The sequence below is a fragment of the Pseudomonas sp. PB103 genome, assembly GCF_009764635.1.
In the GTDB taxonomy this organism is placed as follows: domain Bacteria; phylum Pseudomonadota; class Gammaproteobacteria; order Pseudomonadales; family Pseudomonadaceae; genus Aquipseudomonas.
Genome location: NZ_RWIL01000011.1, coordinates 22,197 through 46,141 on the forward strand (window position 1 = coordinate 22,197; position 23,945 = coordinate 46,141).

Below are 23,945 nucleotides of genomic sequence, written 5' to 3' on the forward strand. Positions count from 1 at the left end.
GTTACTCCCCTTTGCCGCCAGCGGCTTTGTCAGCTGGCTGAGCGGGGGCCGGGTTCTTTTTGCCTACGTTGGTAGCTTCGGTCGGGTTGACCTGAACACCTGGACGCACGTATTGCAGCCCTTCGGTGATCAGACGATCGCCCGCCTTCAAGCCATCTTCGATCAGCCACTGGCTGCCGACGGTGCGGCTGGCCTTGAGCTGACGCAGCTCGACCTTGTTGTCGGCGCCGACGACCAGTGCGGTCGGGGTGCCTTTGAGGTCGCGGGTCACACCTTGTTGCGGCGCCAGAATGGCCGCGGCGTTGACACCGGCCTGCAACTGGGCGCGGACGAACATGCCCGGCAGCAGGGTGTGATCCGGGTTCGGGAACACCGCACGCAGAGTCACCGAACCAGTAGTCGGGTCAACCGTGACTTCGGAGAATTCCAGCTTACCGTCGAGCTTGTACTGGCTGCCGTCTTCCAGGGTCAGTTTGACCGCTGCCGAGTTTTCGCCGGACTTCTGCAGACGACCGCTTTCCAGCTCGCGGCGCAATTCCAGCAGTTCAACCGAGGACTGGGTGACGTCGACGTAGATCGGGTCCAGTTGCTGAATGGTCGCCATCGCGTCGGTCTGACCATTGCTGACCAGCGCACCTTCGGTCACCGAAGAACGGCCAATGCGACCGGAAATCGGCGCGTAGACCTTGGTGTAACGCACGTTGATCTGCGCGGTCTGCAACGACGCTTCCGATTCCATGCGGTTGGACACGGCGGTGTCGTATTCCTGGCGGCTGACAGCCTGCTCATCGACCAGTTGCTTGTAGCGGTCGGAGATCGACTTGGTCGAACGCAGGTTGGCTTCGGCGCTTTTCAGGGTCGCTTCATAGACCGACGGATCGATCTGATACAGCTGCTGGCCGGCTTTGACATCGCCGCCTTCCTTGAACAGACGTTTGAGAATGATGCCGTTGACCTGTGGACGCACTTCAGCGATGCGGAACGCACTGGTGCGACCTGGCAGCTCGGAAGTGAGGGTAAACGCTTGTGGTTGCAGGGTGACGACGCCGACCTGAGGGGGCGGAGCGGCCGGTGCCGCTTCTTCCTTTTTACATCCGCTGAGCAGCGATGCCAGGGCGACGGCAGTGACCAGAGCGGTAACAGCTGGCTTGAATTGCATGAAGATCCTCGGGTCAGGCGCGCGAAAAGCGCACAAGAAGTGTGGAAGGGTAAAAAAATGATGCCGGGTGGATAAGTAGCTTGCTAAGTAATATACTTACGTTCATGGTTGTTTGTAAACACCTTGGCGTCGTACCCACCCTGGTACAAAAAACGTCGCAAGGTTTGAAATTGTAGGCCGGGGAGCCGATTCACGAGAGATCGCCCCCACTTTATTCAGCGGATATTCAGCCATCCCTGAAACATCCTGTTTGAGGTTTTACTGCCATGGTCCGTCGTACCAAAGAGGAAGCTCAAGAAACCCGCAGCCAGATTCTGGAAGCGGCGGAGAAAGCCTTTTATGAAAGGGGTGTCGCTCGTACGACGCTGGCGGACATCGCGACCATGGCCGGCGTGACGCGCGGCGCGATCTACTGGCATTTCAGCAACAAGGCCGACCTGGTTCAGGCCATGCTCGACAGCCTGCATGAGCCGCTGGATGAATTGGCCAAGGCCAGTGAAAGCGAGGACGAACTCGACCCGCTGGGCTGCATGCGCAAATTGCTGATTCATTTGTTTCATCAAGTTGCGCTGGACCCGAAAACCCGGCGTATCAACGAAATTCTGTTTCATAAGTGCGAATTCACCGATGAAATGTGCGATTTGCGCCAGCAGCGCCGGACGGCCAGCCTCGATTGCAATCTGCGTATCGGCCTGACCTTGCGTAATGCGGTGAATCGCGGCCAGTTGCCGGAAGATCTCGACACTGCCCGTGCGGCCATCAGCATTCATGCTTATATCGATGGCCTCCTGTATGGGTGGCTTCTGGCACCGGACAGCTTTGAGCTGCATGCCGAGGCCGAGCGTTGGGTCGATACAGGACTGGATATGCTGCGCCTGAGCCCGAGCCTGCGCAAATGAAAGTACTGACAGCCTTCGCAGGTGAACAGAGTTTTACCACGTGTGGGGTTGAGCAAGAGTGCATTTATATACGCTCGGTTTGTCCGTTGACAGCCGGATGCCGGGCTATTTTGTAGGAAAATTGTTGCCCGGATATGATCGTACGGGCCGCATCCGGCAGCTTGCGCGGCAATACGCGAACAGCCGATGCAAAAGTGCCCCGTTGCGAGGCACCTGTCAGTGTCGTTGATCTGTCAGCCCAGTGTGATGGCTACCGCGTAGCTGTAAGGGCGATTCGGCAGCGCGCGCGAGATTTTCGAACTGCAGCGCAAGGCCTTGCGTCCCGTCGAAGCGACTTTATGCTCGCGATGAGGAATGGTCGGTGGCGAGAACGAAAACGTAGAGTACTTTTTCTTTAGTTTCAGTAACGTCGAAAACTCGAAACCGTACGACTCGCTTGCAAACGCAAAACCATGATTGATCGTTGTCGGGCCTTTGGTTTTTGAACTGACTTTAACCACCGGTATTTCGTGGCGCAAAGTAAAGCTCATGGTTTGCATGGGTTCAATATCGAAGTCGGAAGTGGCTACGCGGCTGTGGTCCCAGTTGGCATGGCGCAATGTGAACACTTCGTTGGTGTTGTTATAAATGCTGATCAGGATGCTCGTATAAGAGCCAATGCGCGAAATACTGTTCCATTCATCCTGTTCGGCATCACTCGCCTGCTTGAGGTAGTCGAGGAATGTCGGAGGGACCTGCGATTTATCCTCCAGAGCAAGGACTTTCTCAGGAGAAAGGCCCGCCAGTGCAGTGTGCAGAATAGCCGCGGCGATCGGGTTGATCTGTGCCAGTGCAAACACCAGTGTCGAATTCACCGAAGCGAGGTCGACCTGCTCTATGATTTCGTATTCTTCGAAATCTTCGTAGTCATCAATGTTGATATCGGTATTGCCTTCCATGGTGCAGCTCCTTTTGATGTTTGAACAAAACTATCAGTCATCAACAGGAAGTTCATTCGGGCTTGTATTTGCGGATATGTAGAATGATTGCCCGTTATGTATACAGTGGTAAGTTGCATGGATGGAGGCTAATAAAAAAGCCCCGACGTTTACACGTCGGGGCTTTTGTTTTTTTCGTAGTACGGCTTACAGCGTCGGGTAGTCGATATAACCCACCGGGCCTTTAGCGTAGAACAACTCCGGGCGCGCTTCATTCAACGGCGCATCGGCCTGCAAGCGAGCCGGCAGATCCGGGTTGGCAATGAACGGTACGCCAAACGCCACCGCGTCAGCCTTGCCACTGGCCAGCCATGCATTGGCGCTGTCCTTGGTGAAGCGCTCGTTGGCGATGTACGGGCCGCCGAACGCTTCTTTGAGTTGCGGGCCGAGGCTGTCCGCGCCTTCCTTTTCACGGGAGCAGATGAACGCGATACCGCGCTTGCCTAGCTCACGCGCGACGTAGGTGAAGGTTTCCGCCAGGTTGTCGTCACCCATGTCGTGGGAGTCGGCGCGCGGTGCCAGGTGCACACCGACACGGCCGGCACCCCAGACTTCGATCGCTGCGTCAGTCACTTCCAGCAATAGACGCGCACGGTTTTCCAAAGAGCCACCGTAGTTGTCGGTGCGCTGGTTGGTGCTGCTTTGCAGGAACTGGTCGAGCAGGTAGCCGTTGGCGCCGTGGATTTCCACGCCGTCAAAACCGGCGGCTTTGGCGTTCTCGGCGCCGGTGCGGTAGGCGTCGACGATGTCGGCGATTTCAGCGGTTTCCAGCGCACGTGGTGTTGGGTAGTCGGCCATCGGGCGAACCAGGCTGACGTGACCTTTTGGCTGAATGGCGCTCGGGGCAACCGGCGCTTCACCGTTGAGGTACGAGGGGTGCGAGACGCGACCGACGTGCCACAGTTGCAGGAAAATCTTGCCGCCAGCGCCGTGAATGGCTTTGGTCACGTTGGCCCAGCCGCGCACTTGATCGTTGGACCAGATGCCCGGGGTGTCCGGGTAGCCCACGCCCATCGGCGTCACCGAAGTGGCTTCGCTGAGGATCAGGCCGGCGGAGGCGCGCTGTACATAATATTCAGCCATCAACGCATTCGGTACGCGGCCTTCATCGGCGCGGCAGCGGGTCAGTGGAGCCATGATGATGCGGTTGGCCAGCTCGACGTCGCCGAGTTTGATCGGATCGAAAATAGTTGCCATGTCTACAACCCTCGTAGGTGAAAGTTAATCAGTGAGTAGCGGGGGCCAGATCGGTATTGCCGTTCTGACGGAAAGTAATCAGGGTCACCAGCAGGGCGAGCACTGCCAGGGCGGCGGCCGCGAGTGGCACGCTGGTCAGGCCATAGCCGTGGGCGATGACGCTGCCGCCGACCCAGGCGCCGAGGGCGTTGCCGACGTTGAAGGCGCCGATGTTCAGGGTCGAGACCAGGTTCGGTGCGGCCTTGCCGAAGGTCACCACGTTGACTTGCAGTGCAGGCACGGCGGCGAAACACGCGGTGGCCCAGAGGAACAGAGTGATTTCAGTCGGGATCAGCGCGACGCTGGTCCAGGTCAGCACGGTGGAGACCACGGCCATGGTGATGAATACGCCGATCAGCGTGGCGGCCATGCCTTTGTCGGCGAGCTTGCCGCCGATGATGTTGCCGACGGTCAGGCCCAGGCCGATCAACATCAGGGTCCAGGTCACGCCACGCGGCGACACGCCGGTGACTTCGCCGAGCAACGGCGCAACGTAGGTGAACAGGGTGAAGACGGAGGCGGCGAACAACGCGGTCATGCTCAGCGATAGCCAGATCCCAGCCCCTTTGAGGGCGGCGAGTTCGGCGCGCATGTCGAGTTTTTCTTCATCACGCTTGGCTGGCAGGAAGCGGATCAGGCCGATCAGCGCAATCACGCCAATCACGGTCACCGCCCAGAAGGTCGAGCGCCAGCCATATTGCTGACCCAGCGCAGTGCCCAACGGCACGCCAAGCACGTTGGCCAAAGTCAGACCGGTGAACATCAAGGCCACCGCCGATGCACGCTTGTTGGCCGGCACCAAGTTGGCCGCCACCACCGAACCGATACCGAAGAACGCACCGTGGCACAGCGCGGTGATCACTCGGGCGAACATCAGCACGTTGTAATCACTGGCCATGGCACAGAGCAGGTTGCCGACAATAAAGATGCCCATCAACGCGACCAGTGCCGCTTTACGCGGCAGTTTGGCGGTGGCCATGGCCATGAATGGCGCGCCGATGGCCACGCCCAGGGCGTAACCGGTCACCAGCCAGCCGGCGCCGGGAATCGACACACCGAGGTCGGCCGCGACATCGGGCAACAGGCCCATGATGACGAATTCGGTGGTGCCGATGGCGAAGGCGCTCAAGGCGAGGATGAGTAGCGAGAGGGGCATGTGTGTTTCCTTGTCGGCTGGCTGACGTTAAGGGTCAGAGCTCTTTACTGAGGGTGCTGAGGAACGCCTGGATCACGTCCTCGTTACGTTTGAAAAAGTGCCATTGCCCGGCCTTCTGGCTGCTGATCAACCCGGCGCGTTGCAACGTCGCGAGGTGGGCAGAAACAGTCGACTGCGACAGGCCGCAGCGCTGATCGATCTGTCCGGCGCAGATGCCGTACTCGTGGTTGTGCAGCTGTTCCGGAAACTCGGCTTTCGGGTCTTTCAGCCAGTTGAGGATGTCTCGCCGTACTGGGTGCGCCAGGGCTTTTATTATTTCGTCGAGGTCAAGGTTCATGGCAGGGTGCTCGGTTGTGTACAACGCTATATCGCGATGAGGCGAACTTTAAATCGGTATTTCGCGATATACCAATATGATTTTGATCTGATGAGCGCATAAATCGGTATATCGGGTTATAACGATATGGTGAGGTGTCGATTGCAGGGCGCGGTGCTAAGCTGCGCCCATGAACTATCTCGCACATTTACACCTCGGTGGCCAGCGCCCCGGTCAATTGCTCGGCAGCCTGTATGGCGACTTCGTCAAAGGTCGGTTGCAAGGGCAGTTTGCGCCGGAGGTGGAGGCAGCGATTCAACTGCATCGACGGATTGACGTGTTTACCGATCGCCATCCGCTGGTGGACATCGCCTTGGGGCGGTTTACCGATACGCGGCGGCGTTATGCGGGAATCGTGCTCGATGTGTTTTTCGATCACTGTTTGGCGCGAGACTGGCGGTTGTACGCCGATCAACCGCTGGAGATCTTCACCGCAGACGTTTATCGGGTACTCACCCATGAGCAGCAGTTGCCCGAGCGACTGGCGAAGATTGCGCCGCATATGGTCGCCAATGACTGGTTGGGTTCGTATCAGGAATTTGAAGTGCTGGAACAGGTGTTGCGCGGGATCTCGCGGCGCTTGAGCCGGCCAGAAGAGCTGGCGGGGGCGATGCAGGAATTGCGGCGGTTGTATGAGCCGCTGAGTGAAGACTTCCGGCTCTTCTACCCGCATCTCCAGCACTTTTCTCAATTCTCTCAGACAACCTGAATCCCTGTGGGAGCTGGCTTGCCAGCGATGGCGTCGGCACATCCAGCTTAGATGTCGACTGGTCTGCCGGTATCGCTGGCAAGCCAGCTCCCACAGGGTCTTAGGGTGATTTCAAAGTTTGTATTTCAGGCAGCAATTGCCGGGCGCACTGGCGATTGTCGGACTTCCGGGATCGATCCAAACAACGCCTTCTGCACCGCCTGCTGCGCCTCGAACGCCAGGGCCGCACGTTCGCGACCCTGACAGGCAATTGGCTTGAGCAGGTGAACTTCGACATCCCCGCAATCGTTGCTGAACAAACGCATCAAGTGCGACAGCAAATCATCGTCACCAATAAACGGCGCCAGCGCATCGATTTCGCCGTTACGCAGATAACGAATCGCCACCGGTTGCAGCATCACTTCGGAATCAATCGCCGCCGCCAGCAAGCGACCGTGAAACGTGCGCAGCGAGCGGCCATCGGTGGTGGTGCCTTCCGGGAACATCAGCAGCGGGTGAGCGGTTTGCAGGTGACGGGTCATCTGCTTGCGGATCAACTGGCTGTCGCCCGAACCACGGCGGATGAACAGGCTGCCAGCCTTCGCGGCCAGCCAACCGGCCACCGGCCAGGTGCGCACTTCAGCCTTGGACAGAAACGACAGCGGCGTGAGCATGCCGAGCAACGGAATGTCCGTCCACGACACATGATTGCTGACCCACAGCATCGGCTGCCTGGGCAGCTCGCCGAGCACGGTCATGCGAAAGGGCAGGGCGTTGCTCAGGCGTGCCATGAAAAAACGCGACCAACGCTGACGCCGCTCCATCGAATGCGCCAGACCAATCCGTTCAAATACGCCGAACACGCTGGCCATGGTCAAACCGAGCGAGACCACCAGCAGCACCCGCGCGATCCGCGCGTACACCCGCAGCCGGCTCATCACACGGCCGCCTTGAAGTGTTTGGCGTAGCGTGGGCAGAGTTCGTCGCGCTTGAGCAGGATGAACACGTCGGCGACCTGGAAATCTTCGTCCCAGCATGGCTCGCCGCAGATCTTCGCGCCCAGACGCATATAGGCCTTGAGCAGCGGCGGCATTTCGGCGATTACGTTGGAGGGAATATCCAGCGTCGGCAGCGGATTTTTCGGCTCGGCGCGCAGGTGTTCGGTACACAGATAGCGTTCGCGCAGACGCTGCATGATCGCGTGCGCCTGAACGCCACCGTCCTGCATCGGAATGCTCGCGCAACCCATCAGATAGCTGTAGCCGCCCTGATTCAACACTTCGGCCAACTCGCCCCACAGCACGGCGATGGTGCCGCCATTACGGTACGCCGGGTCGACGCAGGTGCGGCCGATTTCGAGGATCGGGCCTTGCAGATGCGGCAGGCCGTGCAGGCTGAATTCTTCTTCACTGTAGAACTTGCCGAGGCTGCTGGCGGCGGTGTGATCGAGCAGACGCGTGGTCGCCACCAGGCGCCCGGTGTTCAAGTCACGCACGCCGATGTGGCTGCAGTGAACATCATAATCATCCATGTCCAGGCCCAGTTCCGCGCCTTTCAGCTTGGCGTTGAATTCGCCGCTGAAGACGTTGAAGCGCAAGGCCTGGGCTTGCTGCAAGGCCTCGGCGCCGATCAGGCGTTCGGCTTGCAGGCGGCGTTCATTGCCGGTGTCGCTGATGCGGGCGATCTGAGTCATGTGAATCTCCGTACGGGCCTTGAACCCGTCGTGGGTTGCAGCCGATCGACTTTCTTTATGCAGCCGTGTTGTGCAAAGTCAGGCTATGTAGCCCCGGTGTCATCGCCATGAACGTTCGGTGATGCTTATATGACAGCCCACAAGGAGCCTCTTTTGCCCTGGCCAGATCTGCTGCACAGCCGTGAACGATTGCCTGCCGTTGCTGACCTGGCCGAGGGTTTCGCGACGTTGTTGCAGCAACTGGGCAACGTCACACCGTTCGAATTGGCGGTCGCGGGCGGGCGGCGGATGGCGACGCCGGGGCTGGCGTTTCTGGTCGGTTATCAGGCGGCATTGCGCATGTTGTGGCCGAGCGCGCCGCTCAGCCTTGGCGCTCTGTGTGCGACCGAACAGCGCAGCCTGCGCCCGGCGGATATGCAAACGCGACTGAGCGATTTGCGCCTGAGCGGACGCAAGGATTTCGTCACCGCCGGCGATGCGGCGGACTGGCTGCTGATTGCCGCGCGCAGTGAAGAACCCGGCGAAAGTCCGCGTCTGAGTCTGGCCGTGGTGTATCGCGGCGAACCCGGCGTGAGCGTGGAAAAACTGCCGGCGCTGCCGTTGATGCCGGACATCAGTCATGGTCGGTTGCTGCTCGATGGCGCGCTGTGTGAGTTGTTGGCGGGGGATGGTTGGGACGCTTATGTGAAACCGTTCCGTACCCTTGAAGATGTCTATGTGTTGAGCGCGATGACCGCGTGGCTGTATGGCGTCGGGCGGGACAGCGATTGGCCGCAAGCGCTGCAATTGCGCTTGCTGGCGCTGTTGGCCGGGTGTGCAGAGGCGAGTCGGCAACCGCCGAACAATCCGGCCGGGCATGTGTTGTTGGGTGGGTTGTTTGCGCAATTTGATTCGCTGGAGGGCGAGGTGAGTCAGGCGTTGTGCGACGGTAATCCGGAGTGGGCGATGATGTGGCAGCGCGATCAAGGAGTGATGCGGTTGGCCTCCGCCGCCCGAGCCAAACGCCTGGCCAAAGCTTTTCAACGTCCCCTGTAGGAGCTGCCGCAGGCTGCGATCTTTTGATCTTGTCTTTCAAAAACAACGTCAAAAGATCGCAGCCTGCGGCAGCTCCTACAGGGCAGATTGTCATTTTTCCGGGCTAGGATCAGCACACTTGTCTGCCGAGACTTCACCATGTGCAAAGGCCTGTCGCTGTTTCTACTGTTGATCAGCTGCACCGTTCACGCCGAACAATGGCCTGGCGAGCAGTGGCCAATCGGCGCGACCATCACCGATACAGGGGCGCTGGAAAGTTACGCCTTCCCACCCCGCGACGACACCACCCGCAAAGGCATCCGCACCGATGCGCTGCTGATCATCCGCGACGGCCAGATCATCTACGAACGTTACGCCGGCGCGACCAATGCGCAAACCCCGCACCTGACCTGGTCGATCAGCAAAAGCCTGATGGCCACCGTGCTCGGTGTGGCGTACGGCGAAGGCCTGTTCAAACTCGAAGACCCGGCCGTAAAGTTTTACCCGCCGCTGGCAAAACACCCGGACATCAAACTCGCCGATCTGCTGCATTGGGCTTCAGGTATCGATTGGCAGGAAGACTACGAATACGCGCCGCTAAAATCTTCGGTAGTGGCGATGCTCTACACCCGTGGTCATCGCGACATGGCCGCGTTCACTGCCGAACAAGACAGCTACGCTGCGCCGGGGCAGGCCTTCCGTTACTCCAGCGGCGACAGCAATCTGCTCGCCGCCGCATTGAAAAACATCGTCGGCCCGCAGCGTTATCCCGACTATCCGTGGACAGCGCTGTTTGAGCCTTTGGGCATCCACCACGCCGTGTGGGAAACCGATGCGACGGGCACTTTTGTCGCTTCGTCTTACGCTTATCTCACCGCACGGGATCTGGCGCGAGTCGGGCTGTTGATGGCCCGCGACGGGCGTTGGGATGACCAGCAGTTGCTGCCCAAGGATTGGCTCGGGTTCAACCTGAAACCGTTCGCCGGTTACCAGGCCCACCAGGACGAAGCCGTGCCCGGCGGACAGTGGTGGCTCAATCGAGCGGTAGATGGCGCGGCGTCACCGTGGCCCGAGGCGCCGTCCGATACTTTCGCTGCCCTCGGCCATTGGGGGCAGGCGCTGTATGTGATTCCCAGCGAGAAACTGGTGATCGTCCGTTATGGCGATGATCGCGATGGCAGCTACCGTCATAACGAGTTGCTCAAACGTGTGCTGAAGGCGGTGCGGCCATGAAGCGCTTTTCGCTGTTGCTGCTGGTTCTTCTGCTCGGCTGGATGGTCTACGAGCGTGAAAATGTGTGGGCCTTCCCGGACATCATCAGCGCCTACACCGCCAAGGAATATTGCTCGTGCCGCTACGTGATGAACAACAATGCCGAGTATTGCCGTGGCTACGTAAAACAATGGCTGCCGATCAGCCAGTTCAGCGATGACCCCGCCAGCAAAACCATCACCGTCAGCGGCATGGGCCGCAGCAACAGCGCCCAGTGGCAAAGCGAACGCCAGGGCTGCCGCCTCAATCCCTGATCCAAGGGGCATCATCATAACCCTGTAAATAGAGAACCCTGTGGGAGCTGGCTTGCCAGCGATGGCGGTGTGTCAGTCAAAAAATATCGCCTGTGCCGACGCTATCACTGGCAAGCCAGCTCCCACAGGGTTTGTGTTGGTTCACAAGGTATTCGCAGAGCCAGAAGATCTCGGGTTCCACTCTGTGGAACCACATTTGATTGTCCTCGCGCGCGTCTCGCGGTTATCTGGCGGTGAGCACGACCTGCCTTTCAACGTGTCGTGAATTCATTGCAAACAACAAGACCGGGAACACCCGCGCGAGGAGAACCGTCATGCCCCGACATCAGCACATTCTGGCCCGCTTGAACGTTTCCCCTGCGATGCATTGTTCGGCATGCACAACATGCCGGGCCTGCCCGCCGGGCATCTGGGCTTTCGCGAAGGGCCGATGATGGCTTCGCAGGACTTGCTCAACGTGGTCATCGAAGGCGTTGGCGGCCACGGCTCGATGCCGCACCTGACGGTCGATCCACTGGTCGCTGCGGCGAGTGTGGTGATGGCGCTGCAAACCGTGGTCGCGCGCAACATTGATGCGCAGCAGGCAGCGGTGGTTACCGTCGGCGCACTGCAAGCGGGGGAGGCGGCCAACGTCATTCCGCAGCAGGCGATTCTGCGCCTGAGTTTGCGTGCGCTGAATGCCGATGTTTGCGGTGAATGGATTTTGGAGGTTCAGGGTGTTTTTGTGGCGAGGGGATTTATCCCCGCTCGGCTGTGCAGCAGTCGCAAATCCTGAATGTAGGGTTTCAATGACACACCGCAGGGGCCGCTTCGCAGCCCAGCGGGGATAATCCCCTCGCCACAGGATCCCCCTTACCCAGGGAAATCAGCGGAAGCTCTGTGAAAGTTTGCAATAACGCCCCAGCCAGTTAAGGTTCGTGCAGGTTTATCGGCCCCACGAGTCCTCAATGTTCAACCGCTCCCTCTGTGCAACCCTGTCCAGCCTGCTGCTCGCCGCCGTCGCGCTGCCAGCGCAGGCCAATTGGTACCTGGACGGCGAGTCGTCGCGGCTGTCGTTCGTCAGCACGAAAAATGCCCACATTTCCGAAGTGCAGCGCTTTCTGGTGCTGCACGGCAAGGTCGATCCCGACGGTCGCGCCGAAGTCGAAGTCGAGCTGGACTCGATCAACAGTGGCATCCCGCTGCGCGATGAGCGCATGCGCAAGGAGCTGTTCCAGATCGAGCAATTTCCCGAAGCGACCATCACCACCCAGATCGACCTGCGCCCGATCAACGATCTGGCCCCCGGCGCGCAGCTGGAATTGCGCCTGCCGCTGACCGTCAACCTGCATGGCAAACAACACGAATACCCTGCCGAATTGCTGGCGACGCGGCTCGATGATCGGCGCTTTCAGGTGGTCACCCTGGAACCGCTGGTGATCAACGCCGAAGATTTTGATCTGGCGCCGGGGCTGGAAAGCCTGCGCAAACTCGCCGACCTGTCGGCCATCAGTCTGTCGGTGCCGGTGGGTGCGGTGCTGATCTTCACGGCGCGCTGACATGCGCGGCGCGGTGTTCCCATGGCGTGACGGCAACCGGTTCGAACTGTTGATCGACGGCCCGCAATTCTTTCCGCGCATGCTTGAGCAGATCGCTGGCGCGCAGAAGCAGATCGAGCTTGAGCTGTACCTGGTCGAGGCCGGTGCCTGTGCCGAAACCATCGTGCAAGCGCTGGTGCTGGCGGCCGAACGTGGGGTGCGCGTGCGTTGCCTTTTCGATGATTACGGCAGCCTCGCGTTCACCCTCAATCTGCGCCAGCGCCTGACCCATGCCGGGGTGGAACTGCGTTTCTACAATCGGCTGAACTGGCGGCGCTGGGTCGGCAACTTCTATCGCGATCACCGCAAATTGCTGCTGGTTGATCAGCGTCTGGCGGTGGTGGGCGGCACTGGCGTCACCGACGAATTCTGGACGCCGGGGCATGACACCAGCGAATGGCACGAAGTGATGGTCGAGATCAGCGGGCCATTGGTGATCGACTGGCAATTGCTGTTTGATCGTCAGTGGATCGCCAACCGCTATCGCCGCGCCTGGCGCCCGGCCGCGCATTTCGGTCTGCCGCGATTACCGCGCGTACCGGACAAGGGCGAGGGCATGGGCCGCGTGGCGTATGCCGATGCCCGCCAGCATCGCGACATTCTGCAATCATTGTTCCGTGCATTGAACAGTGGGCAAAAACGCATCTGGATGGCCACGCCGTATTTCCTGCCAACCTGGAAAATCCGCCGCTCCCTGCGCAAGGCTGCCGCGCGCGGTGTCGATGTACGTTTGCTGTTGACCGGGCCGCGCACCGATCACCCGTCGGTGCGTTATGCCGGACATCGCTACTACCCGCGACTGCTCAAGGCCGGGGTGCAGATCTTCGAATATCAGCCGTGCTTCCTGCATTTGAAAATGGTGCTGGTGGACGATTGGGTGAGCATCGGCTCGTGCAACTTCGATCACTGGAACCTGCGCTTCAATCTGGAGGCGAATCTGGAGGCGCTGGATCCGACGTTGACGGCAGCGGTGCAGGCGAGTTTTGTGAAGGACTTCGGGCTGAGTCAGCGGGTGAGTCTGGAAGAGTGGCAGCGTCGGCCGTTGTGGCGGCGGGTCAAGCAGCGGGTGTGGGGGTGGGTGGATCGGGTGGTCGTCAACATCCTTGATCGCCGCGGGTAGCGGTCACACCAAAAAACTTTGTGGGAGCTGGCTTGCCAGCGATGAGGCCGTCACATTCAACATATCAATTGACTGTTAGGCCGCCATCGCTGGCAAGCCAGCTCCCACAGGTTTTGCAGTGTTGCTGCTGTTACAGCAGTTCAAAGCTCTGCTGTGTCACGTCCTGCGAATCCAGGCCGATCTGTACGTTGAACTTGCCAGGCTCCGCCGCGTATTTGAGCTGGGCGTTGTAGAACTTCAGGTCATCCTCGCTGATGGTGAAGTGCACGACTTTCTGTTCGCCGGCCTTGAGCATGATTTTCTGGAAGTTCTTCAGTTCTTTCACCGGGCGGATCATCGAGCCGGTGACGTCCTGGATGTACAACTGCACCACGGTTTCGCCGTCACGCTTGCCGGTGTTTTTCAGCATGACGCTGGCGTCGAGTTTGCCGGTGGCGTTCAGCGTGGTCGACGACAGCGCCATGTCGCTCAGGGCGAAATGGGTGTAGCTCAGGCCATAACCGAACGGGAACAGCGGCCCGGTGGTGTCATCGAAATACTGCGAGGTGTAGTTGCCCGGTTTGCCCGGCGTGAACGGCCGGCCAATGCTCAGGTGGTTGTAGTAGGTCGGGATCTGGCCCACGGAACGCGGGAAGGTCACCGGCAGTTTGCCCGACGGGTTGTAGTCGCCGAACAGCACGTCGGCGATGGCGTTGCCGCCCTCGGTGCCGCTGAACCAGGTTTCCAGAATCGCGTCAGCCGACTGGTTCTCTTCGAGGATGGTCAGCGGACGGCCGTTCATCAGCACCAGCACCAGCGGTTTGCCGGTGGCTTTCAACGCACGGATCAGCTCACGCTGGTTTTCCGGGATGTTCAGGTCAGTACGGCTGGAGGATTCGTGGGACATGCCACGCGATTCGCCCACCGCGGCGACAATCACGTCAGCATCCTTCGCCGCTTTGACCGCTTCGTCGATCAACACGTTGGCCGGGCGCGGATCATCGACCACTTCCGGGGCATCGAAGTTGAGGAAGTTCAGGTAATCCAGCACCTTCTTGTCGCTGGTGATATTGGCGCCACGGGCGTAGATCAGGTTCGCCTTGTTGCCGATCACCGAGCTCATGCCGTCGAACAGGGTCACCGATTGCGTCGGTTTACCTGCTGCGGCCCAACTGCCCATCATGTCGATCGGCGCTTTGGCCAACGGGCCGACCAGTGCGACTTTCGCGTCTTTCTTCAGTGGCAGGGTTTCGTTCTGATTCTTCAGCAGCACCAGACTGCGGCGCGCGACTTCGCGGGCCTCGGCACGGTGCAGGCGGCTTTCGGCATAGGTGTCGGCCGGATCATCTTCAGCTTTGCCGATGCGCAGGTACGGGTCCTTGAACAGGCCCATGTCGTACTTGGCGGCGAGGACTTCGCGCACGGCGTTGTCGATGTCTTTCTGTTCGATCTCGCCGGCCTTGAGCAGCCCCGGCAGTTCTTTGCCATAGAGGGTGTCGTTCATGCTCATGTCGATGCCGGCCTTGATCGCCAGCTTCGCCGCTTCACGACCGTCGCGGGCGACACCGTGCTTGATCAGTTCGAAGATCGCGCCGTGGTCGCTGACCGCCAGGCCTTTGAAACCCCAGTCGCGGCGCAGCAGATCGTTCATCAGCCAGGTGTTGGCCGTGGCCGGAATGCCGTTGATCGAGTTCAGCGCAACCATCACGCCACCGGCGCCGGCATCAATCGCGGCGCGGTACGGCGGCAGGTAATCCTGGTACATCTTCACCGGGCTCATGTCGACGGTGTTGTAGTCACGACCGCCTTCAACCGCGCCATACAGGGCGAAGTGTTTGACGCTGGCCATGATGCTGTCGGCCGCGCTCGGGGTAGCGCCCTGATAGGCGCGCACCATCACGCCGGCGATGCGCGAGGTCAGGTAGGTGTCTTCACCGAAACCTTCGGAGCTGCGGCCCCAGCGCGGGTCGCGGGAGATATCGACCATTGGCGCGAAGGTGATGTCGAGGCTGTCGGCGGCGGCTTCTTTAGCCGCGACACGGCCGGACTGGCCGATGGCGTCCATGTCCCAGCTCGACGCGAGGGCCAGCGGAATCGGGAAAATTGTGCGGTGACCGTGGATCACGTCATAGGCGAAAAACATCGGGATCTTCAGACGGCTGCGCATGGCGGCGTCCTGCATCGGGCGGTTTTCCGGGCGGGTGATCGAGTTGAACGTGCCGCCGATGTTACCGGCGGCGATCTCTTTGCGGATCAGTTCGCGGGGCATCTCCGGGCCGATGCTGATCAGGCGTAACTGGCCGATCTTCTCATCGAGGGTCATTTGATTCATCAGGTTGCTGATGAATGCGTCCTTGTTTTCCAGGGGTACCGGGGTCGTGGCGGCCAATACTTGATGACTGGCCAGGCTGACGAACAGACCCAGCAAACACAGCTTCTTCATGAATATTTTTCTCAAGGGCCCAAGCGGCGATGCAACACCGGCCAGCCAAAATTTAGGGAGCGACTATTGTTGTTCGGGTGCAAGCTCGAAAACACCGAGCAAAAACGACCGCCGAGCCTCGGCAGCGTGATCGCACAGGGCACTTTTTAGCCCATTAACCCGTACCAATCCAGTGGCGCGGCCGATTATGCCCCAAGAGCCGGTCGCGAATGTTTTTCCACCGGATTTTTAATCCAATGTGCCAGGGAGCATCACTCTGATGAATGTCAGCCCAACCTACCGCTCGCGCTTGCAGGTCGCCACGTTACTGGTCATGGCCACATTGCTGACGGCGTGCGGCATCAACAACATCCCGACCCTCGACGAGCAGGCCAAAGCGGCGTGGGGCCAGGTGCAGAACCAGTACCAGCGCCGCGCCGACCTGATCCCCAACCTGGTGGAAACGGTGAAGGGCTACGCCAAGCATGAGGAAGCAACCCTGACGGCGGTGATCGAGGCGCGGGCCAAGGCCACTTCGATTCAGGTGGACGCCAGCACCCTCGACAATCCCGAGAAGCTCAAGCAGTTCCAGCAGGCACAGGATCAACTGACTGGCGCCTTGAGTCGCTTGATGGTGGTTTCCGAGCGTTATCCGGATTTGAAAGCCAACCAGAACTTCCTCGCCCTGCAATCGCAACTTGAGGGCACGGAAAACCGCATCGCCGTGGCGCGCCGCGATTTCATTCTGGCGGTGCAGAAATACAACACCGAAATCCGCACCTTCCCCGGTCGCCTCTGGCACAGCGTGATGTACAGCGACCTGCCGATCCGCGAAACCTTTGAAGCCACCACACCCGGTGCGGAAAAGGCCCCGGAAGTGAAATTCTGAGAAAGCCTGTGTAGGAGCTGCCGCAGGCTGCGATCTTTTGACGTTGGTTTTTAGAATCAAGATCAAAAGATCGCAGCCTTCGGCAGCTCCTACAGGGGATTGGTGGGGGTAATAGATGCGTGTGTTGAAGATGGGGCTGGTGTTGGTGTTGTGGGTATTTGCCCTCAGCGCCCGGGCCGAGTTGACGTTCCCGGCGCTGAGCGGGCGGGTGGTGGACGACGCGCAGATGATCGAGCCGTCGGTGCGTGCGCAATTGAATCAGCAGTTGCAGGCCCACGAACAGGCGACCGGCGAGCAATTGGTGGTGGTCACGCTGCCCAATCTGCAGGGCACCACCATCGAGGATTTCGGTGTTCAGCTCGGTCGGCACTGGGCCATCGGCCAGAAAGACAAGAACAACGGCGCGCTGCTGATCGTCGCCCGTGACGAGCGCAAACTGCGCATTGAAGTCGGTTATGGCCTGGAAGATCGACTCACCGATGCGCAAACGTCGGTGATCATCCATCAAGTGATCACGCCTGCGTTCAAGACCGGCAACTTCAGCAAAGGCATCAGCGACGGCGTCGCGGCGATGTTGGTGGTGCTCGGCGGCAATCCGCTGGACGAGCCGTCGACGGTGTATGAGTCGAGCGGTGATCCTTCCGATGATTTCATCTCGCGCCATCCCGGATTGTTCGTTTTTCTGTTGATGCTGTTCATCCTGGCGGTGTTTGTCTTCCAGATGCTCGGTATCCTTCCCGCCGGCCGTGGCGGTGGTGGCGGAGGCGGCGGCTTTGGTGGTGGCGGTTTTGGCGGCGGCGGCTTCAGCGGTGGCGGGGGCAGTTTCGGCGGCGGTGGATCGTCCGGCGGCTGGTGACATTAAAACAATAATGAGCAGGCACTTTTCGACATGGCACTACTGACCGAACATCAACAACGCAAAGTCGCCGAGGCCATTGCCCGGGTCGAGCGCGACACCGACGCCGAACTGGTGACAGTACTCGCGGCGCGCGCCGACGATTACGCGTACATCCCGCTGCTGTGGGCGAGTTTGCTGGCGCTGGTGGTGCCAGGTGTCGTGCATTACCTGACCGGCTGGCTGACCCTGCACAGTCTGCTGCTGGTGCAGTGGGGCGCGTTTATCGTGCTGTGCCTGCTGTTTCGTCTGCCGAAAATCACCACGCATCTGGTGCCGCGTCGCGTACGCCATTGGCGTGCGTCGAACTTGGCGCGCAGGCAGTTTCTCGAGCAGAACCTGCATCACACGGTGGGCAGCACCGGCATGCTGATTTTTGTCTGCGAGGCGGAGCGGTATGTGGAGATTCTGGTGGATGAGGGGATTTCCAGTCGGCTGGACAACAAGCGTTGGGATGCGATTGTCGCGGCGTTTACCGAGCAGGTGCGGCAGGGGCGCACGCTGGAAGGGTTTGTGACGTGTATCGAAGCCTGCGGAGAATTGCTCAAAGTGCATGTGCCGGTGACGCAAGTGCGCAATGAATTGCCGAATCGGTTGGTGGTGTTGGCCTAAAAGCCAAAGCCCCTCACCCCAGCCCTCCCGAAACGTCGGACCGCCCGTAGGGAGAGGGGGCCGACCGAGGTGTCTGGTGCTCGACATCGACCTGTAGAACCGAGTCGATTATGGATTCAAAGACACTCTTTCAAGTCGGTGAACCTCTTCAATATCCCCCAATCAGTCCCCTCTCCCTCCGGGAGAGGGCTAGGGTGAGGGGGCTCTTGAGAACCGTTCGGTAAATAAGAGAGTGTCCCCGACCGACATCCCCCCTAAAATACCCGCCATTCCCGATTTTGCCCGTCCGAGGCCGCTTTTCCATGTCCGTTACCGCGCCGTCCACCAAGCCTGCACCCGATCACCACGCCCAGTTCATCGAGCTGCTGCAGACCAGCCTCGACCAGAACGGTTTCATCAAACTGGTGCTGGCCAAATACGTCGGTGAAGAAGCGGATTTGCAACGGGTCATCATCAAAGCGGTGACGGTCAAGGCGCAGCCGAACCTGTCTTTTGTCTATCGCTACAAAACCCGCGACATCACCAAAAACCTGCCGCTGAGCGAAGCCGTGGCAACCATTGCCGCGCTGCTACCGACTGCGTTCAAAAATGCGCATTTGCTCACTGTGACTGACGAAGCTCAGCTCGAATACAGCAAAAAGGGCAAGAGTTCGCTGTTCAAGAGCCAACCGCAGCAATTGCGCGAAGCGCCGTCCGCCGAGCACAACCGTGAAAAAAACCGGTTTCTCGAACTGAGCCGACCGTTTCTCAAAGACCTCGGCGTGACCAACGCGCAGCAAGAGCTGATTCCGGCGATGTCGCGCAAGTGGAAGCAGATCAACAAGTTCATCGAAGTGTTCAGCCACGCGCTGACTTCGTCGCCGCTGGCGCTGGACAAACCGGTGCGCGTGGCGGACTTCGGTTCGGGCAAGGGTTACCTGACCTTTGCGATTCACGACTACCTGCGCAACACCTTGAAGGCCGAAGGCGAAGTCACCGGCGTCGAGCTGCGTGAAGACATGGTCAACCTGTGCAACGCTGCGGCGGCGAAACTCGATCATCCGGGACTGGTGTTCAAGTGCGGTGATGTGCGCAGTGTCGCGCCCAGCGAACTGGACGTGATGATCGCCCTGCATGCCTGCGACATCGCTACCGACTACGCGATCCACACCGGCATTCGTTCGGGGGCGTCGATCATCATGTGCTCGCCGTGCTGCCACAAGCAGATCCGCCTGCAAATCCAGAGCCCGGCGCTGCTCAAGCCGATGCTGCAATACGGTTTGCACCTGGGCCAGCAGGCAGAAATGGTTACCGACAGTTTGCGTGCGTTGTTCCTGGAAGCGTGCGGTTACGAGACCAAGGTATTCGAGTTCATCTCGCTCGATCACACCAACAAGAACAAGATGATCCTCGCGGTGAAACGCGCCGAGCCGGTCGACCCCGCGCAGCTGTTGGTGAAGATTGCCGAGTTGAAGGCGTTCTACCACATCAGCGAGCACTGCCTGGAAACCCTGCTGCGCGCCGACGGCTACCTGGCCTGACGATTATTGCCTTGGAATACACATCCTGTAGGCGCTGCCGAAGGCTGCGATCTTTTGATCTTAAAAACAAAATCAAAAGATCGCAGCCTTCGGCAGCTCCTACATAATCAACCGATCAACCGATCAACCGATCAACCGATCAACCGATCAACCGATCAACCGATCAACCGATCAACCGATCAACCGATCAACCGTTCAACCGTTCAACCGTTCAACCGTTCAACCGTTCATACGCTGGCTATGCGGGCCGGTTGCACGGCGGTTTTACGGCCGAGCATCACGGTCGCAATCACCCCGCAGGCAAACACCCAGGTAATCGGCTCGACGTGCTCACCAAAGAACAGCGCCGAGAACGCGATGGTGAAGAAGATCTGCAGCAACTGGATCTGACTGACTCGAGCGATCCCGCCCATGGCCAGCCCGGCATACCAGGCAAAGAACCCGAGAAACTGCGAGAACAGGGCGACGTAGCCAAACGCCCACCAGGCTTTGGTCGAGACCGCGCCTTGATGCTGCAGTGCCAAGTACAAAACCGGCCCGATCAATAGCGGCGTCGACAGCACCAGCGCCCAGCAGATCACCTGCCAGCCGCCCATTTCCTTGGCCAACCGGCCACCTTCGGCGTAACCCAGGCCGCCGACCGCAATCGCCCCGAGCATCAACAAATCCCCGGCCTGAATGCTGCCCGCGCCGCTATACAGCGCATAACCGAGCACCAACGCACTGCCCAATGCCGCGCAGGCCCAGAAGGCTTTTGAAGGCCGCTCGTGGGACAGCCATGCCGCGTACAGCGCCACGCACAGCGGTTGCAAGCCATTGACCAATGCGCCGTGGGACGCTGGCAGCGTTTGCATCGCCCACGCCGATAACACCGGGAACCCGAGAATCACCCCGGCGATCACCAGGCTCAGGCCTTTGACTTGCCGCCAGGTCGGCCACTTCTCACGACGCCACAACAACAGCAACGCCGCCGGAATCGCCGCGAACAACGCGAGACCCAGGCCGTTGAGCAGCGGATGCAGTTCCTGCACCACGATGCGGGTGAAGGGCAGGGTGAGGCTGAAAATCACCACGCCGAGCAGGCCTAGGGCCATGCCGGTATTTTCGCGCGAGGACATGATGGGGACCAGAATCGTAGGGGTTGAGAGTGACCTTCATCAAGCCATAAACCGGGGGCTTGTGGCTGTTACAGCTAGGCACTTACTTATCCGTACAGTTGCGGGTAATCCCCGCCACGTAGGAGCTGCCGAAGGCTGCGATCTTTTGACCTGTTTTTAAGGTCAAGATCAAAAGATCGCAGCCTTCGGCAGCTCCTACAGTAGTAGCCCGTTGTTACCCGTCACTGTCGAATAGGTCTACCTTCAATACTCCCAAGCATTTCCCAGAGGAGTCCTCCCCATGGCCGCGAAAAAAATCCTGATGCTGGTTGGCGATTACGTCGAAGACTACGAAGTGATGGTGCCGTTCCAGGCCCTGCAAATGGTCGGGCATACCGTCCACGCCGTGTGCCCGGACAAAGCGGCTGGCAGCACCGTGCGCACCGCGATCCATGACTTTGAAGGCGATCAGACTTACAGCGAAAAACCCGGTCACCTGTTCGCCCTCAACTTTGACTTCGCCAAGGCCCGCGAGGCCGACTATGACGCGCTGTTGATCCCCGGCGGCCGTGCGCCGGAATACCTGCGCCTCAACGACACAGTCCTCGACCTGGTGCGCGCGTTCGACAAGGCCGGCAAACCGATCGCCGCCGTTTGCCACGGCGCACAACTGCTGGCCGCAGCGGGTGTGCTCGAAGGACGTGAGTGCAGCGCCTATCCGGCCTGCGCCCCGGAAGTGCGACTGGCGGGCGGTACGTACATCGACATCGCAGTGACGGATGGCCACGTTCAAGGCAATCTGGCGACAGCCCCGGCATGGCCGGCGCATCCGAACTGGCTGGCGGGTTTCCTTGGCTTGCTCGGCACGAAAATCACCCTGTAAATGAGGTTTCGCCCATGTGCGAGCTCTACGTCAAGGCTGACCCGATTCTCTACGAGTCACGCTCGCGCTCGCTGCGCATCTGCGGCGTAGTGACGACATTGCGCCTGGAAAATCAGTTCTGGGACATCCTCAGCGAGATTGCCGAGGTCGACGGCATGAGCACCAACCAATTGATCGCCAAGCTGTATGAGGAGGTAATGGATTATCGCGGTGAAGTGGTGAATTTTGCCTCGTTCCTGCGCGTGAGTTGCATGCGCTATCTGAGCCAGCGGCGGGTGGCTGTGCCGGCGTTGTCGGTGGTGCGGGCGCAGGTGAAATAGCCCAGACCGGGTTGATCCTATCGCTGGCAAGCCAGCTCCCACAGGTATTGTGTGTGCCTCGTACCCTGTGGGAGCGGGCTTGCCCGCGATGGGGCCGGTATAGGCGACAGATTCGCTTGGCTGGTCTTTACTCTGAAGCGCGAAATCCCTCAATCGCCCAGGAGAAACGAGCATGTCCGGATGGTATGAATTGAGTAAAAGCAGCAACGGCCAGTTCCGGTTCGTGCTGAAAGCGGCGAATGCCGAAACGATTCTGACCAGCGAGCTGTACACCACCCGCGCGGCAGCCGAGGGCGGCATTGCGTCAGTGCAGAGCAACAGCCCGCTGGATGAACGCTACGAGAAGAAGTCGACGAAGGACGGGCATCCGTACTTCAATCTCAAAGCCGCCAATCACCAGATCATTGGCAGCAGCGAGGCTTATTCCTCGGACGCTGCCTGCGATAAAGGCATCGCCAGCGTCAAGGTCAATGGCCCGACCAAGGTGATCAAAGACAAGACCCTGCCAGTGCTCTGAACATCCCCCTGGTATTCGTGCGCCAAAGCAATGGCGCCCGAATTCTGGCAATGTGCCATCATTTTGCGTATCCTTCGCCGCCAATCCATGGAAGGGGCGATCTGAAGAACTCTTTCGTGCGTGTCTGATTTGTTTACCCGCGAGAGTTTTTCCGCTGATGATGCGTTTTTTTGCTGTCCTGACCGTGCTGCTCGGCTTGAGCGGCTGCTACAGCCTGTCCCCGACCCAGATTGATGACGAACTCAGCCCGACCGCCGATTCCGGCGTGGCTTATCTGGTGGGCGTGGTCGGTATCTGGCCGAAGGCCAAATTCGGCGCTCATGACCAGATGCTGATGATCCGCAAACGTGGCAGCGATGACTTCGCCACGGCGCGGTTGCACAACGAGTTTTATGCCCGCACCGAGCGCGACGTGCGCGAGACCGGTCACGGTATCGGCACGCTGTTTGTCATGCCGCTGAAACCCGGACGCTACGAAATCTATAACGTGCGTTTCGATCGCGGCCAGTCGCTGTCGTGGAGCCGTGAAGACTTCACCATTGGCCTGCAACTGGACGCCGGCAAAGCCTATTACATCGGTGATTTTCGCGCTGGCTGTTTGCTCGGTCGCGACATGACGTGCCTGTTTTTGCACAGCGATCACCTTGAGCGCGACGCGGCGCTGGTGCGCGCCAAGTACCCGCAAGTGCCAGGCCTGCAGCGTCTGGACATGCCGAACCTGTACACCGCGACGCCGTTCATCCGCGAAGAAAACGGCCCCAGCGCCTCTGTTTATAAAGCCATGCTGTCAGGAAAACTCTAATGCGTATCCATGCTCTGTTACTCGGAATACTCTTGCTGCTGGGCGGCTGTCAGACCACCCACAGCCTGAAGACACCTGAGGTCGATTACAGCGAACGCTTGCCGGCGATCAGCGTCAACGTCATCGGGCTGCCGAGCTGGATGCTGCGCGACGAATTGCGCCATCGCGGCACCTTCGACGAGGTCAAGGCTGGACGCAGCGAGGACGGTTACAACGTGCTGGTGATCGCCAACAGCAACATCGGCGGCCTGCAGCCACAGATGTTTTTGAGCGCCTTGACGATGTTCATTGTGCCGGTGCCGGTCAGTTGGGACAGCACGGTGGTATTCAGCCTCAGCCATGGCAAGGAAGTGTTGGGTGTGTACGCGGTGAACAACCATTCCAGCGCCTGGCGTGGTCTGGTCAATCCGTCTGGAGGCCAGATGGAGCATGTGCGTCTGATCAGTGATGCGTTTATCGCGCAGGTGCTCAAGGATCAACCGTTCAACCGTGAAGCCATGCAACGCGCCGCCAGCCTCTGAGCGCCGATAATGCAGGAGCTGCCGCAGGCTGCGATCTTTTGATTCTGTTTTCAAGAGCAAAAGATCG

The 23,945-nt window shown here is 59.6% G+C and carries 25 protein-coding genes and 1 pseudogene; 17 read left to right on the forward strand and 9 right to left on the reverse strand.

Annotated elements, in window-relative coordinates; translation table 11 throughout:
- Position 1: 1 nt before the first annotated feature.
- Entirely contained in the window at positions 2-1,159 is a 1,158-nt protein-coding gene (locus EJA70_RS02160) for an efflux RND transporter periplasmic adaptor subunit (protein ID WP_008080103.1), read from the reverse strand.
- A 266-nt stretch (positions 1,160-1,425) separates the two neighbouring features.
- Between EJA70_RS02160 and emhR the strand changes: the two genes are divergently transcribed.
- Positions 1,426-2,058, forward strand: a complete 633-nt coding sequence (gene emhR / locus EJA70_RS02165; protein ID WP_008080104.1) for an efflux system transcriptional repressor EmhR — start codon at positions 1,426-1,428, stop codon at positions 2,056-2,058.
- Positions 2,059-2,291: 233 nt separating this feature from the next.
- On the opposite strand, the gene EJA70_RS02170 is transcribed toward emhR, so the two are convergent.
- The 4 genes from EJA70_RS02170 to EJA70_RS02185 form a co-directional block, all read right to left on the reverse strand.
- On the reverse strand, positions 2,292-2,996 hold the full coding sequence (locus EJA70_RS02170) for a hypothetical protein (protein WP_158829306.1): 705 nt from the start codon (positions 2,994-2,996) through the stop codon (positions 2,292-2,294).
- Between the two features lie 186 nt (positions 2,997-3,182).
- Positions 3,183-4,232 (reverse strand): alkene reductase, encoded by a 1,050-nt coding sequence (locus tag EJA70_RS02175; RefSeq protein ID WP_008080107.1) that lies wholly within the window; start codon positions 4,230-4,232, stop codon positions 3,183-3,185.
- 28 nt (positions 4,233-4,260) lie between these two features.
- A complete protein-coding gene (locus EJA70_RS02180; RefSeq protein ID WP_158829308.1) occupies positions 4,261-5,427 on the reverse strand; it encodes an MFS transporter in 1,167 nt (388 codons plus the stop codon).
- Between the two features lie 34 nt (positions 5,428-5,461).
- Positions 5,462-5,764, reverse strand: coding sequence for a helix-turn-helix transcriptional regulator (locus tag EJA70_RS02185; protein WP_008080109.1), 303 nt, complete (start codon positions 5,762-5,764; stop codon positions 5,462-5,464).
- 169 nt (positions 5,765-5,933) lie between these two features.
- On the opposite strand from EJA70_RS02185, the gene EJA70_RS02190 reads away from it, so the two are divergent.
- Positions 5,934-6,512, forward strand: coding sequence for an ACP phosphodiesterase (locus EJA70_RS02190; RefSeq protein ID WP_158829310.1), 579 nt, complete (start codon positions 5,934-5,936; stop codon positions 6,510-6,512).
- Positions 6,513-6,637: 125 nt separating this feature from the next.
- Here the strand turns inward: EJA70_RS02190 and EJA70_RS02195 are convergent, their stop codons facing one another.
- Entirely contained in the window at positions 6,638-7,429 is a 792-nt protein-coding gene (locus EJA70_RS02195; RefSeq protein WP_158829312.1) for a 1-acyl-sn-glycerol-3-phosphate acyltransferase, read from the reverse strand.
- Positions 7,429-8,184 carry an L-ornithine N(alpha)-acyltransferase gene (gene olsB, locus EJA70_RS02200; RefSeq protein WP_158829314.1) on the reverse strand — a complete coding sequence of 252 codons (756 nt, stop codon included), beginning with the start codon at positions 8,182-8,184 and terminating at the stop codon, positions 7,429-7,431. The genes EJA70_RS02195 and olsB overlap by 1 nt, the downstream gene beginning before the upstream one ends.
- A gap of 153 nt (positions 8,185-8,337) precedes the next feature.
- Between olsB and EJA70_RS02205 the strand changes: the two genes are divergently transcribed.
- The 6 genes and pseudogenes from EJA70_RS02205 to EJA70_RS02230 all read left to right on the forward strand — a co-directional run bounded on the left by EJA70_RS02205 (position 8,338) and on the right by EJA70_RS02230 (position 13,421).
- Positions 8,338-9,219, forward strand: coding sequence for an acyl-CoA dehydrogenase family protein (locus EJA70_RS02205; protein WP_158829316.1), 882 nt, complete (start codon positions 8,338-8,340; stop codon positions 9,217-9,219).
- 138 nt (positions 9,220-9,357) lie between these two features.
- Positions 9,358-10,431: a serine hydrolase gene (locus EJA70_RS02210; RefSeq protein ID WP_158829318.1), complete on the forward strand. Its 1,074-nt coding sequence runs from the start codon at positions 9,358-9,360 to the stop codon at positions 10,429-10,431.
- Positions 10,428-10,724 carry an amidase gene (locus tag EJA70_RS02215; RefSeq protein WP_158829320.1) on the forward strand — a complete coding sequence of 99 codons (297 nt, stop codon included), beginning with the start codon at positions 10,428-10,430 and terminating at the stop codon, positions 10,722-10,724. The genes EJA70_RS02210 and EJA70_RS02215 overlap by 4 nt, the downstream gene beginning before the upstream one ends.
- Positions 10,725-11,061: 337 nt before the next feature.
- Positions 11,062-11,412: pseudogene (locus EJA70_RS02220) on the forward strand (peptidase dimerization domain-containing protein); the annotation flags it as partial.
- A 259-nt stretch (positions 11,413-11,671) separates the two neighbouring features.
- Positions 11,672-12,262 carry a YceI family protein gene (locus EJA70_RS02225; RefSeq protein WP_158829322.1) on the forward strand — a complete coding sequence of 197 codons (591 nt, stop codon included), beginning with the start codon at positions 11,672-11,674 and terminating at the stop codon, positions 12,260-12,262.
- Between the two features lies 1 nt (position 12,263).
- The gene (locus tag EJA70_RS02230; RefSeq protein WP_158829324.1) at positions 12,264-13,421 is read left to right on the forward strand and encodes a phosphatidylserine/phosphatidylglycerophosphate/cardiolipin synthase family protein; all 1,158 of its coding nucleotides are present in this window, start codon (positions 12,264-12,266) and stop codon (positions 13,419-13,421) included.
- A gap of 130 nt (positions 13,422-13,551) precedes the next feature.
- Here the strand turns inward: EJA70_RS02230 and bglX are convergent, their stop codons facing one another.
- A complete protein-coding gene (gene bglX / locus EJA70_RS02235; RefSeq protein ID WP_158829326.1) occupies positions 13,552-15,843 on the reverse strand; it encodes a beta-glucosidase BglX in 2,292 nt (763 codons plus the stop codon).
- Positions 15,844-16,102: 259 nt separating this feature from the next.
- Between bglX and EJA70_RS02240 the strand changes: the two genes are divergently transcribed.
- The 4 genes from EJA70_RS02240 to EJA70_RS02255 all read left to right on the forward strand — a co-directional run bounded on the left by EJA70_RS02240 (position 16,103) and on the right by EJA70_RS02255 (position 19,738).
- Entirely contained in the window at positions 16,103-16,711 is a 609-nt protein-coding gene (locus EJA70_RS02240; protein ID WP_008080121.1) for a LemA family protein, read from the forward strand.
- A gap of 115 nt (positions 16,712-16,826) precedes the next feature.
- Complete coding sequence (locus tag EJA70_RS02245; RefSeq protein ID WP_158829328.1) at positions 16,827-17,567, forward strand: YgcG family protein; 741 nt, start codon at positions 16,827-16,829, stop codon at positions 17,565-17,567.
- Between the two features lie 33 nt (positions 17,568-17,600).
- On the forward strand, positions 17,601-18,218 hold the full coding sequence (locus tag EJA70_RS02250; RefSeq protein WP_158829330.1) for a TPM domain-containing protein: 618 nt from the start codon (positions 17,601-17,603) through the stop codon (positions 18,216-18,218).
- Positions 18,219-18,520: 302 nt separating this feature from the next.
- Positions 18,521-19,738 carry an SAM-dependent methyltransferase gene (locus EJA70_RS02255; RefSeq protein ID WP_158829332.1) on the forward strand — a complete coding sequence of 406 codons (1,218 nt, stop codon included), beginning with the start codon at positions 18,521-18,523 and terminating at the stop codon, positions 19,736-19,738.
- 227 nt (positions 19,739-19,965) lie between these two features.
- On the opposite strand, the gene EJA70_RS02260 is transcribed toward EJA70_RS02255, so the two are convergent.
- Positions 19,966-20,856, reverse strand: a complete 891-nt coding sequence (locus tag EJA70_RS02260) for a DMT family transporter (protein WP_158829334.1) — start codon at positions 20,854-20,856, stop codon at positions 19,966-19,968.
- Between the two features lie 280 nt (positions 20,857-21,136).
- On the opposite strand from EJA70_RS02260, the gene EJA70_RS02265 reads away from it, so the two are divergent.
- The 5 genes from EJA70_RS02265 to EJA70_RS02285 all read left to right on the forward strand — a co-directional run bounded on the left by EJA70_RS02265 (position 21,137) and on the right by EJA70_RS02285 (position 23,878).
- A complete protein-coding gene (locus EJA70_RS02265; protein WP_008083139.1) occupies positions 21,137-21,718 on the forward strand; it encodes a DJ-1/PfpI family protein in 582 nt (193 codons plus the stop codon).
- Between the two features lie 14 nt (positions 21,719-21,732).
- Positions 21,733-22,038, forward strand: a complete 306-nt coding sequence (locus EJA70_RS02270; RefSeq protein WP_158829336.1) for a ribbon-helix-helix domain-containing protein — start codon at positions 21,733-21,735, stop codon at positions 22,036-22,038.
- Positions 22,039-22,210: 172 nt separating this feature from the next.
- A complete protein-coding gene (locus EJA70_RS02275) occupies positions 22,211-22,555 on the forward strand; it encodes a YegP family protein (RefSeq protein ID WP_158829338.1) in 345 nt (114 codons plus the stop codon).
- A 157-nt stretch (positions 22,556-22,712) separates the two neighbouring features.
- On the forward strand, positions 22,713-23,357 hold the full coding sequence (locus tag EJA70_RS02280) for a hypothetical protein (protein ID WP_008083144.1): 645 nt from the start codon (positions 22,713-22,715) through the stop codon (positions 23,355-23,357).
- Entirely contained in the window at positions 23,357-23,878 is a 522-nt protein-coding gene (locus EJA70_RS02285) for a hypothetical protein (protein ID WP_158829340.1), read from the forward strand. The genes EJA70_RS02280 and EJA70_RS02285 overlap by 1 nt, the downstream gene beginning before the upstream one ends.
- Positions 23,879-23,945: the final 67 nt, after the last annotated feature.